General features: G+C 66.2%; 8 protein-coding genes. 6 read left to right on the top strand and 2 right to left on the bottom strand.

Annotated features, from left to right (window positions below; translation table 11 throughout):
• The first annotated feature begins 158 nt into the window (after positions 1 to 158).
• The 5 genes from acs (at position 159) to rplL (ending at position 4,593) form a co-directional block, all read left to right on the top strand.
• Positions 159 to 2,096 (top strand): acetate--CoA ligase, encoded by a 1,938-nt coding sequence (gene acs, locus G6P88_RS09040; protein ID WP_165322850.1) that lies wholly within the window; start codon positions 159 to 161, stop codon positions 2,094 to 2,096.
• A gap of 56 nt (positions 2,097 to 2,152) precedes the next feature.
• Positions 2,153 to 2,680, top strand: coding sequence for a cytochrome b (locus G6P88_RS09045; RefSeq protein WP_165322851.1), 528 nt, complete (start codon positions 2,153 to 2,155; stop codon positions 2,678 to 2,680).
• Between the two features lie 19 nt (positions 2,681 to 2,699).
• Positions 2,700 to 3,341, top strand: a complete 642-nt coding sequence (locus tag G6P88_RS09050; protein ID WP_165322852.1) for a glutathione S-transferase family protein — start codon at positions 2,700 to 2,702, stop codon at positions 3,339 to 3,341.
• Positions 3,342 to 3,642: 301 nt separating this feature from the next.
• Positions 3,643 to 4,158, top strand: coding sequence for a 50S ribosomal protein L10 (gene rplJ / locus G6P88_RS09055; RefSeq protein WP_165322853.1), 516 nt, complete (start codon positions 3,643 to 3,645; stop codon positions 4,156 to 4,158).
• 60 nt (positions 4,159 to 4,218) lie between these two features.
• Entirely contained in the window at positions 4,219 to 4,593 is a 375-nt protein-coding gene (gene rplL / locus G6P88_RS09060; RefSeq protein ID WP_165322854.1) for a 50S ribosomal protein L7/L12, read from the top strand.
• A 94-nt stretch (positions 4,594 to 4,687) separates the two neighbouring features.
• Here rplL and G6P88_RS09065 read toward each other — a convergent pair whose 3' ends face one another.
• Together G6P88_RS09065 and G6P88_RS09070 are read right to left on the bottom strand one after the other, a co-directional pair.
• Positions 4,688 to 6,760 carry a catalase gene (locus G6P88_RS09065; RefSeq protein ID WP_165322855.1) on the bottom strand — a complete coding sequence of 691 codons (2,073 nt, stop codon included), beginning with the start codon at positions 6,758 to 6,760 and terminating at the stop codon, positions 4,688 to 4,690.
• A gap of 105 nt (positions 6,761 to 6,865) precedes the next feature.
• Positions 6,866 to 7,855, bottom strand: a complete 990-nt coding sequence (locus G6P88_RS09070; protein WP_165322856.1) for a L,D-transpeptidase — start codon at positions 7,853 to 7,855, stop codon at positions 6,866 to 6,868.
• 393 nt (positions 7,856 to 8,248) lie between these two features.
• On the opposite strand from G6P88_RS09070, the gene rpoB reads away from it, so the two are divergent.
• Positions 8,249 to 12,613, top strand: coding sequence for a DNA-directed RNA polymerase subunit beta (gene rpoB, locus G6P88_RS09075; RefSeq protein ID WP_165322857.1), 4,365 nt, complete (start codon positions 8,249 to 8,251; stop codon positions 12,611 to 12,613).
• The last annotated feature ends 60 nt before the right edge of the window (positions 12,614 to 12,673 follow it).

Below are 12,673 nucleotides of genomic sequence, written 5' to 3' on the forward strand. Positions count from 1 at the left end.
CGCGCGCCGATAGAGGATTTTGCAGCGCGGCGAAACCGCGTGTTGCGTGACGGTTCCGCGCCGATTTGCGCCGGATCAAATCGCCATCGACGCTTGAAGCCATAAGCCTGCTGCACCAATAGTCCCGGCCTACGATTCGAAGAACAGCGAGAGGGCGCATGACCGATCTTTACCCCGTTCCCGCCGAGTGGGCCGCCAAGGCTAAGGTGACGAAGGCGTCCTATGCGGCGGACTATGCGCGGTCGATCGGGGATTCGCACACCTTCTGGCTGGATCAGGCGAAGCGGCTCGATTGGGTGCGTTTTCCCACGAAGACCGACGAAAGCTCCTTCGGCGAAGCCGATTTCCAGGTCCGCTGGTTCGCAGACGGCCAACTCAACGTCGCCGCCAACTGTCTCGACCGGCATCTCGCCGAGCGCGGCGACCAGACCGCGATCATCTGGGAACCCGACGTCCCGACCGAGGAGCCGCGCCGCTTCACCTACGCCCAGGTTCATCAAGAGGTCTGCCGCTTTGCCAATGTGTTGAAGGCGCAGGGGGTGAAGAAGGGCGACCGCGTCACCGTCTATCTGCCGATGATCCCCGAGGCAGCCTTCGCGCTGCTCGCCTGCGCGCGGATCGGCGCGATCCACTCGGTCGTGTTCGGCGGCTTCTCGCCCGAGGCGCTGGCGGGGCGTATCCAGGACTGCGACAGCTCGGTGGTGATCACCGCCGACTGCGGCCGGCGCGGGGGCAAGCTCGTCCCGCTCAAGACCAACGTCGACGCCGCCGCCGCACACGCGCCCAGCCTGAACAAGGTGATCGTGATCCGCGCGACCGGCAGCGAGGTTCCGATGAGTGCCGGGCGCGACGCCTGGTATCATGAGCTTGCCGAAGGCGTCTCCGCCGACTGCCCGGCCGAGACGATGGACGCCGAGGATCCGCTGTTCATCCTTTACACCTCGGGATCGACCGGCAAGCCGAAGGGCGTGCTGCACACGACCGGGGGCTATCTGCTCTGGGCGAGCCTCACGCACGAAATCTGCTTCGACTATCGTCCCGGGCAGATCTACTGGTGCGCCGCCGACATCGGCTGGGTCACCGGGCACAGCTATATCGTCTACGGCCCGCTCGCGAACGGTGCGACGACGCTGATGTACGAGGGCGTCCCCAACTGGCCCGACGCCAGCCGCATCTGGCAGGTGGTAGACCGCCACAAGGTCGAGATCGTCTTCACCGCACCCACCGCGTTGCGGGCGCTGATGAAGGACGGCGACGAGTTCGTCGCGCGCACTTCGCGCGCCTCGCTCAAGCTGCTGGGCACGGTCGGCGAGCCGATCAACCCGGAAGCGTGGCGCTGGTATCACGACGTTGTCGGCGAAGGGCGCTGCCCGATCGTCGACACCTGGTGGCAGACGGAGACCGGGGCGGCGATGATCGCCCCGCTGCCGGGCGCGACCGATCTGAAGCCCGGCTCCGCGACCAAGCCGCTCTACGGCGTGGTGCCCGAGCTGGTCGACGCCGAGGGCAAGGTGCTGGAGGGCGCGACCGACGGCAATCTGTGCATCACGCGCAGCTGGCCGGGGCAGATGCGCACCGTCTGGGGCGACCATGAGCGCTTTTTCCAGACCTATTTCTCGACCTATGCCGGCAAATATTTCACCGGCGACGGCTGTCGCCGCGACGCCGACGGTTATTACTGGATCACCGGCCGCGTCGACGACGTGATCAACGTGTCGGGCCACCGCATGGGCACCGCCGAGGTCGAATCGGCGCTGGTCCTCCATGCCAAGGTGGCCGAGGCGGCGGTGGTGGGTTTCCCCCACGACATCAAGGGCCAGGGCATCTACGCCTATGTCACGCTCAACGCGGGCGAGACGGCGAGCGATGAGCTGCGCAAGGAACTCCGCGACTGGGTGCGGACCGAGATCGGCCCGATCGCCACCCCCGACGCGATCCAGTTCGCCCCCGGCCTGCCGAAAACGCGCAGCGGCAAGATCATGCGCCGCATCCTGCGCAAGATCGCCGAGGGCGACGTCTCGTCGCTGGGCGACACATCGACCCTCGCCGATCCTGCGGTCGTCGACGATCTGGTTGCCAACCGCGTCAAAAGCTGATCCCTTGTCCGGCGGGTGCGGCGTCTTGCCGCGCCCCCGGACCGGGAGAGACGCGCATGACCGATGCCCTGCTCCGTTACGACGCCGTTGCCCGCAGCCTGCACTGGACGATCGGTGCGCTGATCATCATCAACCTCATCCTGGGTATCGGCCATGATCCGCTGGGCGAGATCCTGCCGGCGATCCCGATCCACAAGGCGATCGGCATGACCGTGCTGGCGCTCAGCTTCGCGCGGCTCGGCTGGCGCCTGACTCACCCCGCCCCGCCCTTCCCTGCACATATGGCGCGATGGGAAAAGGCCGCCGCGCAGACGACGCACTGGACCTTCTACGGCCTGATGATCGCGCTGCCGATGACCGGCTGGATCTTCAGTTCGGCGGGCAAATATCCGATCAGTTGGTTCGGCCTGTTCGAGATCCCCAAGCTGGCGGTCGAGAAGGGTTCGGCGCTCGCGGGCGTGACGCATGAGGCGCACGAAATCCTCGGCTATGCCTGGGTCGCGCTGCTGCTGATCCACGTCGCCGCGGCGCTGCGCCACCATTTCGTGGTGAAGGACGGGATGATGGCGCGGATGTGGGGCTGACGGCCAAGGAGCCCGCGCGATGGCAGATCTGACGATCTGGACGCTCGACTGGGTGCCGGAAGGGCCGCGTGGCTTTGTCCGCGACCTGCGGCTGCGCTGGGCCTGCGAGGAAGCGGGATTGGCCTACAGCGTGCGCACCGTCCCGTTCGAGGAGCGCGCGACCAATCATCTCGATCGGCAGCCCTTCGGGCAGGTGCCCTTTCTCGACGATGGCGAGTTGCGCCTGTTCGAGAGCGGCGCCTGCCTGATCCACCTCGCACGCAAGAGCGAGGTGCTGATGCCTCGCGATGCAGCCGGCGAGTCCGGGACGCTGCAATGGGTCATCGCGGCGCTCAACTCGATCGAGATGGTGACCGTGCCTTGGTGGTTCCTCGGCCTGTCGGGACCGGGCGACAATCCGCTGGACGGCTGGGCGGCCGGCCGGCTGGACGCCATGGAATCCATCTTGAAGGAGCGCGACTGGCTCGCCGCCGATCGGTTCACAGCAGCCGACCTGCTGATGGCCGACATATTGCGCGTTCCCAAGGTTCGCGCGCATGGCAACCGGCCGGCGACCGAAGCCTATATCGCCCGCGTCACAGAACGTCCGGCGTTCCGGAAGGCCCATGCGGATCAGATGGCTTTGTATACTGCAGCGGATGCCGCGCGGGCCAGCCGCTGAATCCCCTCCCCACAGGACTCGACAAGCCCGCACCGATGCTCTAAGGGCCGCGCCTTCACGTTCCCGTCGGGTCTCGGCCTGCCGGGGATTGTACCGTCCGAGACAGCAGGTGCGGGGAATATGCCCCGCTTAATGTCCTGCCTAGACGGGGAAAAGTTTACCGGCCTCGTGCCGGGTCTGCCCAGCGCTCCTGCGCTCGGCCAGGCGACCGACCCCTCGGACGGGTCATGGAACGGCGTATCGGTTCCTTGACTCAGGGCCCCGGCGGATGTGCTGCCGGGGTGGTTCTAAGGAGTAAGGCATGGATCGAGCTCAAAAAGCCGAGCTGGTCGCCGAACTGAAGAGCACCTTCGAGGCAACGAGCGTGGTGATCGTCACCCGCAACCTGGGCCTCACCGTCGCGCAGTCCACTGCGCTGCGCACGAAGATGCGTGAAGTCGGTGCCAGCTACAAGGTATCGAAGAACAAGCTCGCCCGCATTGCCGTCGAGGGCACGACCTACGAGACGATCCACGATCTGCTCGTCGGCCCGACCGCGCTCAGCACCTCCGCCGATCCCGTGGCCCCCGCAAAGGTGGTCGTGGAGTTCGCGAAGACCAACGACAAGTTGGAAATCGTCGGCGGCATGATGGGCGAGACCGTTCTCGACGTGGCCGGCGTGAAGGCGCTGGCCGAGCTGCCGTCGCTCGACGAACTGCGCGCCAAGATCGTGGGCCTGGTTCAGGCACCCGCGACGAAGGTGGTTCAGATCGTCCAGGCCCCGGCCGGCCAGCTGGCCCGGGTGTTCGGCGCTTATGCGGCGAAAGAAGACGCCTGATCTTTCGATATCGACTGACTGAAATATTTGGGGCCCGCGCGGCCCGCATGGAGACTTATCATGGCAGACCTGCAGAAGCTTGTTGACGATCTTTCGGCTCTCACCGTTCTCGAGGCCGCTGAGCTTTCGAAGCTCCTCGAAGAGAAGTGGGGCGTTTCGGCCGCCGCTGCCGTCGCGGTTGCGGCTCCGGCTGGTGGCGCCGCTGCCCCGGCCGCCGAAGTCAAGGACGAGTTCGACGTGATCCTAACCGGCGACGGTGGCAAGAAGATCAACGTCATCAAGGAAGTCCGCGCCATCACCGGCCTGGGCCTGACCGAAGCCAAGGCGCTCGTCGAAGGCGCGCCGAAGGCCGTCAAGGAAGGCGTCAACAAGGACGAGGCCGAGAAGATCAAGAAGCAGCTCGAGGAAGCCGGCGCGACCGTCGAACTCAAGTAAGCTTCTTTCCGTCCACCGGACGGATCGATCCTACAGGAAGGGCGGCCCCCGATCGGAGGCCGCCCTTCTTTTTGCCTTCTCTACGCGCCTATAATCAGGCCAGCATGCGCAGCTTCGGCTCACGCTCGTAGAAGCGTGCGCGTGCCGCAGCGACGAATTCGTCGCCGAGCCCGGTGACGCCCTCGTCGGCTTCGACCCCGGCCTTGTCGAGCAGCGGCTTCGCCGCGTCGCTCGCGCCGATCGCCTTGAGGTGACCGAAGGCGTCCATCACGAACTGCACCGCTGCAGCCTCCTTGACCAGCACCTTGCAGCCCTCGTCCGACAGGATGACGGCGACCGCGTCGAACAGCTGGCTCGGCGTTCCGGCAAGCTGCCCGTCGGCTTTGCGCTTGCTGCCGTCCGCCAGCGTCGCGCCGCCGACCTTCGGCGAGACGAGCACGGCCTTGCCCTTCTCGGCCTCGACCGCCTCGACGACCGCCTCGATCTCGGCCCCGTCGCTACCATCCGCATAGAGAATGCCGACCACGCGCCCCTCCAGCGTCGCCTTCATATTCTTGTGAATCGACAGAGCGTCCGACGGCGGCATATCGACAGGCTCGCGCGCCGCCTGCGCTTTCTTCGGCAATTCGATGCCTAGCCCGTCGGCGACGCGCTGCGCCAGATCCTCGTCGACGTTGCGCAGATTGGCGACCATGCGCGGCGGCACCTGATCGAGCAGACCGACCTTCGACAGCTCGAACACGAAGGACGAGGCGATATGCGCCTGCTCGCTCTCGGTCTGCGACCGGTAGAAGAGGCGCGCCTGGCTATAATGGTCGGCGAACAGCTCAGCGCGGATGCGCAGCTTCTCGCCCTGCTCCTCCGGGCCGGTCCGCGCATCGACGGTAACGAAGCCGCGCTCGGCGCTCTCGCGCGGGCCGCCCTCCTCGCCATGCGCGGCGAGGCTGTTCGGCTCGTAATTGGCGCGCCCCTTCGGCACCATCGTCTGCATCTTCCCGTCGCGCTGGAAATTGCCGAACGGGCAGCGCGGCGCGTTGACCGGGATCTGGTGGAAATTGGTCGTCCCGAGCCGCGAGTTCTGCGTGTCGAGATAGCTGAACAGCCGCCCCTGGAGCAGCGGATCGTTGGAGAAGTCGATCCCCGGCACGACGTTGGATGGCAGGAAGGCGACCTGCTCGGTCTCCGCGAAGAAATTGTCCACATTGCGGTTCAGCGTCAGCGTGCCGATCAGCCGCACGGGGACATCTTCCTCGGGAATCAGCTTGGTCGCGTCGAGCACGTCATAGGGCTGCGCTTCGGCGAAAGCCTCGTCGAACACCTGAATGCCGAGATCCCATTGCGGGAAGGCACCGGTGTCGATCGATTCCCACAGGTCGCGGCGCTGGAAATCATTGTCCGCCGCCTGCAGCTTCAACGCCTCGTCCCAGATGGTCGACTGGAGGCCCAGGCGCGGCTTCCAGTGGAACTTGACGAAGCTCGCCTTGCCCTCGGCGTTGACCAGCTTGAACGTGTGGACGCCGAAGCCCTCCATCGTGCGGAAGGAGCGCGGCAGGGTGCGGTCGGACATTGCCCACATCAGCATATGGGTCGTCTCGGGCATCAGGCTCGCCCAGTCCCAGAAAGTGTCGTGCGCGCTGCCGGCCTGTGGATAGGCGCGGTCGGCCTCCATCTTCACCGCATGGACCAGATCGGGGAATTTGATCGCGTCCTGGATGAAGAAGACCGGGATATTGTTGCCGACCAGATCCCAATTGCCCTCGCGGGTGTAGAATTTGACCGCAAAGCCGCGCACGTCGCGCGGCGTGTCGACCGAACCCGCGCCACCTGCGACGGTGGAGAAGCGGACGAACACCTCGGTCTGCTCCCCCTTGGTGAAGACCGCCGCCTTGCTGAGGTCGGAAATGTCGGCGGTCGCCTCGAACACGCCATGCGCGCCCGATCCGCGCGCGTGGACGATGCGCTCGGGAATCCGCTCATGATCGAAATGGAAGATCTTCTCGCGCAGCACGAAGTCCTCGAGCAGCGTCGGCCCGCGCGCGCCCGACTTCAGGCTGTTCTGATTGTCGCTGACCGGCACGCCATGGTTGGTCGTCAGCACCGCGCCTTCGCCGGTCGCCTGCTGGTGGGTCTCGCCGCCGTTGCCGGTGGTTGTCTTCATGTCGCTCATGGGGGTCCTCGCTCTGCGCTGTCTTGAAGACCCAACGAAGCCGCGAGCGAAAAGACCCATGGGGACGGGCGGGAAGAGCGAAAGCGACGGCGGACCGCCCCCCGGTTATTTCCCCGTGGTCATCACCCGCATGGGCTTGCCCGCGCCGCCGCTGCGCAGCGTGTCGGGGGTGACGACGACGGTGGTGCCGACCGTCACGACCGCCGCCATCGCCTTCTGGATGCCGCCGGGCACGGTCAGCCGGGCGCGCTCGTCGGGGGTGACCTCGACCGGGGCCTCCAGCGTCTCGCCCGGCATGGGGAGCTTCATCCAGCGATAGACCGCCCCGTCGATCGCGCCGAGCGTATAGGCGGTGGTGCCGGTGACGCTGCCCGCGATCTTTACCGGGGCCGAGCCGATCGGCACCCCGTTGCGCAGCACCAGCATCCGCCGGTCGGCCGCGCTGATCACGATCGACACCGGCCCTGTCGTGGCGCGCTCGGGCTGCCACAGCGTGCCGCCGAACAGATCGGGCTCGGCCCGGCCCGGATCGGCGGACAGGATCGACGGCGTCGGCGCGAAGCGCGGCACCTCGGCATCGGCGGTGACGATCACGGTCAGGCCGAGCTTGGTCACCTCGTACAGCTTCTGCGCGAATCCCAGCGGCAGACGGACGCAGCCATGCGAGGCCGGATAGCCGGGCAGGTTGCCCGCATGCATCGCGATCCCGTCCCAGGTCAGCCGCTGCATATAGGGCATCGGCGCGTCGTTATAGAGGTTCGACTTGTGGTCGACCTTCTTCTGCAACACGGTGAAGACCCCGGTGGGCGTCTCATGCCCCTTCTTGCCGGTGGAGACGGTCGAGATGCCGATCGGCACCCCGTTGCGATAGGCATAGGCCCGCTGCCGGGCGATGCTGACCACGATCACGACCGGCCCCTCGGGTGCCACCTGCGGCGCCCACAGATATTGCCCAGGCTTCATCGCCTCGACCGTCTGGTGAACGGTGGCGTCCTGCAGCGAGGGCGGCGGCGCCTTGACCGGCGCGGGCGCGGCCAGTGCGGGCAAGGCGACGAGCGCGGCCAGCGAAGCTGCGGCGAAAAGACTTCTCGGCATCCATCCCCCTGTCAGGCGCCCGGCGCGGGCGTTGGACAAGATATAGTCGGCGCAGCCGCGGGGTTAAAGGTGAACGCGAAGCGCTCCCCCGCTCGATCTCCTCACCCCCTCCCCCTTCCCAAAGGGGCGCACTGCGACTATATGGCGCTCCTCATCACATCGGCATTTGCCTGGCGCTGACAGCGCGGGTGCCGCCCTTGGCCCTCCGGGACACGGATCGAATGGCGATCGATCCGCGACGAATTGGAGACGGTTTTCCAAGGGTTTTCAGAACGCTGGCAGTGCGGTTCCGATCAGCCCGGACCCGCACTTTTCGTCGTGGGGTGCCCCCTGCGAATCGGGCTGCGGACCGCTGAAAGGCGGACAATTTTTGTGACGCGAGGAAAGATACGCATGGCCACCCAGGCAGTTCCGTCGACCGCCAAGAAGCGCATCCGCAAGGTCTTCGGGAACATCCACGAAGTCGTCCAGATGCCGAACCTCATCGAGGTGCAGCGCGAATCCTACGAGCAGTTCCTGCGCTCGCGCCCGGCCGACAATTATGTGTCGGGCCTGGAGAAGACCCTCCGCTCGGTCTTCCCGATCCGCGACTTCGCCGGCACCGCCGAGCTGGACTTTGTCCAGTATGAGCTGGAAGACCCGAAGTACGACACCGAGGAATGCCGTCAGCGCGGCATGACCTATGCGGCGCCGATGCGCGTCACGCTGCGCCTCATCGTGTTCGAGGTCGATCCCGATACGGACACCCGCTCGGTCCTCGATATCAAGGAGCAGGACGTCTACATGGGCGACATGCCGCTCATGACCGAGAACGGCACCTTCCTGATCAACGGCACCGAACGCGTCATCGTGTCGCAGATGCACCGCTCGCCGGGCGTCCTGTTCGACCATGACCGTGGCAAGACCCATGCGTCGGGCAAATATCTGTTCGCCGCGCGCGTCATTCCCTATCGCGGCTCGTGGCTAGACTTCGAGTTCGATGCCAAGGACATCGTCAACGTCCGCATCGACCGCAAGCGCAAGCTGCCGGTCACCAGCCTGCTGCGCGCCCTGGGCGACGCGACGGTCGAGATCACGCCCGAGAAGGGCACGTTCGAGGTGGGCGACGTCGTCGGCCTGTCGGGCGTCTCCAACCCGTGCCGGGTCAAGGCCGTCACCGGCAACCTCGTCACCGTCGAGGATCCGAACGGCGCGATTATCGTCGGCGGCCTGATCCAGACCGCCGAGGGCGAGAAGTCGGCCCGCATCGCACGCATCCGCCTGCAGGGCATGAGCGGCGAGGACATCCTCAACCAGTTCTACAAGACGCAGCGCTTCGTGCGCGGCGACGGCGGCTGGAAGGTTCCCTTCGTTGCCGAGAACTGGCGCGGCCAGAAGCCGGCGTTCGACGTCGTCAACGCCGACACCGGCGAGATCGTCTTCCCGGCCGGCACCAAGATCAGCCCGCGCGCGGCGAACAAGGCCGGCAAGGACGGCCTCGCCACGCTGCTGATCCCGACCGACCAGATCTTCGGCCGCTATTCGGCCTATGACCTGATCGACGAGTCGACCGGCCGCATCTACATCGAGGCCGGCGACGAGCTGACCCCGGAAAATCTGGAGTCGCTCGACAAGGCCGGCTTCGACCATGTCGACCTGCTCGACATCGACCATGTCTCGACCGGTCCGTGGATCCGCAACACGCTGAAGGCCGACAAGGTCGAGGATCGCGACCATGCGCTGAGCGAGATCTATCGCGTCATGCGCCCCGGCGAGCCGCCGACGAAGGAAACCGCCGAGGCGCTGTTCGCCGGGCTGTTCTTCGATTCCGAGCGCTACGACCTCTCGGCCGTCGGCCGCGTGAAGCTCAACATGCGTCTCGAGCTGAACACCCCCGACACGGTCACCACGCTGCGCTCGGAGGACATCCTCTCGGTCGTCAAGACGCTGGTCGACCTGAAGGACGGCAAGGGCGAGATCGACGACATCGACAATCTCGGCAACCGCCGCGTCCGTTCGGTGGGCGAGCTGCTCGAGAACCAGTATCGCGTCGGCCTGCTGCGCATGGAGCGCGCGGTCAAGGAGCGCATGTCGTCGGTCGACGTGTCGACCGCGATGCCGAACGATCTGATCAACGCCAAGCCGGCAGTGGCCGCGGTGCGCGAATTCTTCGGCTCGTCGCAGCTGTCGCAGTTCATGGACCAGACCAACCCGCTCTCCGAAGTGACGCACAAGCGTCGCGTCTCGGCGCTCGGGCCGGGCGGCCTGACGCGTGAGCGCGCGGGCTTCGAAGTCCGCGACGTCCACCCGACCCATTATGGCCGTATCTGCCCGATCGAAACGCCGGAAGGCCCGAACATCGGTCTGATCAACTCGCTGGCGTCGTTCAGCCGGGTCAACAAATATGGCTTCATCGAGACGCCGTATCGCAAGGTCGTCGACCACAAGGTCACCGACGACGTCGTCTATCTGTCGGCGATGGAAGAGGCCAAGCACACGATCGCGCAGGCGAACGCCGAGCTCGACCCCGAGGGCCGCTTCGTCGAGGATCTCGTCTCCGCCCGCGAGGGTGGCGAGTTCCTGATGGCGCCGCGCGACCAGATCACCCTGATGGACGTGAGCCCCAAGCAGCTCGTGTCGGTCGCGGCCTCGCTGATCCCGTTCCTGGAGAACGACGACGCAAACCGCGCGCTGATGGGATCGAACATGCAGCGCCAGGCGGTGCCGCTCGTCCGCGCCGAGGCGCCGTTCGTCGGCACCGGCATGGAAGAGACCGTCGCCCGGGATTCGGGCGCCGCGATCGGCGCCAAGCGCTCGGGTATCGTCGATCAGGTCGACGCGACCCGCATCGTGATCCGCGCGACCGGTTCGGTCGATGCCGGCAAGTCGGGCGTGGACATCTACACGCTGATGAAGTTCCAGCGCTCGAACCAGTCGACCTGCATCAACCAGCGTCCGCTGGTGAAGGTGGGCGACGTGGTCAACGCCGGCGACATCATCGCCGACGGCCCGTCGACCGAGTTCGGCGAGCTGGCGCTGGGCCGCAACGTCCTCGTCGCGTTCATGCCGTGGAACGGCTACAACTATGAGGACTCGATCCTGATCTCCGAGCGGATCGTGAAGGACGACGTCTTCACCTCGATCCACATCGACGAGTTCGAGGTGATGGCCCGCGACACGAAGCTCGGGCCGGAAGACATCACCCGCGACATCCCGAACGTCGGCGAGGAAGCGCTGCGCAACCTCGACGAGGCGGGCATCGTGTACATCGGTGCCGAGGTCGAGCCGGGCGACATCCTGTGCGGCAAGATCACGCCGAAGGGCGAAAGCCCGATGACGCCGGAGGAAAAGCTCCTCCGCGCCATCTTCGGCGAAAAGGCGTCGGACGTGCGCGATACCTCGCTGCGCCTGCCCCCGGGCGTCGCAGGTACCGTCGTCGACGTGCGCGTGTTCAATCGCCACGGCATCGACAAGGACGAGCGCGCGATGGCGATCGAGCGCGAAGAGATCGACCGCCTGACCAAGGACCGCGAGGACGAACGCGCCATCCTCAACCGCGCCAACTATGCGCGGCTTAAGGAGATGCTGCTCGGTCAGATCGCGACTGCGGCTCCCAAGGGCATCAAGAAGGGCTCGGAGATCACCGAGGCCCTGCTCGAGGAAGTCGAGAAGCGCGAGTGGTGGAAGTTCGCCGTTCAGGACGACGCCCGCCAGGCCGATCTCGAAGCCGTCAAGGCGCAGTATGACGAGGCCGTCGGCCTGATCGTCAAGAAGTTCGAGGACCGCGTCGAGAAGCTGCAGCGCGGCGACGAGCTTCCCCCGGGCGTGCTCAAGATGGTCAAGGTCTTCGTCGCGGTGAAGCGCAAGCTGCAGCCGGGCGACAAGATGGCCGGCCGTCACGGCAACAAGGGTGTCATCTCGCGCATCCTGCCGCAGGAGGACATGCCGTTCCTCGCGGACGGTACGCCGGTCGACATCGTGCTCAACCCGCTGGGCGTGCCGAGCCGTATGAACGTCGGACAGATCTTCGAGACCCATCTGGGCTGGGCCGCACGCGGCCTGGGCAAGCAGGTCACCGAGGCGCTGGAAGCGTGGCGCGAGGCCAACCCCGACGCGGCACCGGGCACGGCACCGTCGCCGGTCGTCGATCGCCTCAAGACGATCTACGGCGAGCAATATCATGACGAGATCGACCGCCTGTCGGGCGATCAGGTCGTCGAGATGACCAAGCTGCTGAAGAACGGCGTGCCGATGGCCACGCCGGTGTTCGACGGCGCCCGCGAAGCGGACGTTGCCGAGATGCTGCGGCGCGCCGGTCTCGACGAGAGCGGCCAGGTGGAACTGTTCGACGGACGCACCGGCGACCAGTTCGACCGCAAGGTCACCGTGGGCTACATCTACATGCTGAAGCTCCACCACCTCGTCGACGACAAGATCCATGCACGCTCGATCGGGCCGTACAGCCTCGTCACCCAGCAGCCACTGGGCGGCAAGGCCCAGTTCGGCGGGCAGCGCTTCGGCGAAATGGAAGTCTGGGCGCTCCAGGCTTACGGCGCCGCCTATACGCTGCAGGAGATGCTGACGGTGAAGTCGGACGACGTTGTCGGCCGCACCAAGGTCTACGAGGCGATCGTCAAGGGCGACGACACCTTCGAGGCCGGCATCCCCGAGAGCTTCAACGTGCTGGTCAAGGAAATGCGGTCGCTGGGCCTCAACGTCGAACTGTCCTCGATCGAGGAGCAGAGCGACGACGACGGCATGGCGGAAGCCGCGGAGTGACGGCAGCGGCGCCGGTCCAGGCCGGCGCCCGCCTCTCCCGCCCCGAAAGATCGACCCTCC

This window comes from Rhizorhabdus phycosphaerae (genome assembly GCF_011044255.1).
Classification (GTDB): Bacteria; Pseudomonadota; Alphaproteobacteria; order Sphingomonadales; family Sphingomonadaceae; genus Rhizorhabdus; species Rhizorhabdus phycosphaerae.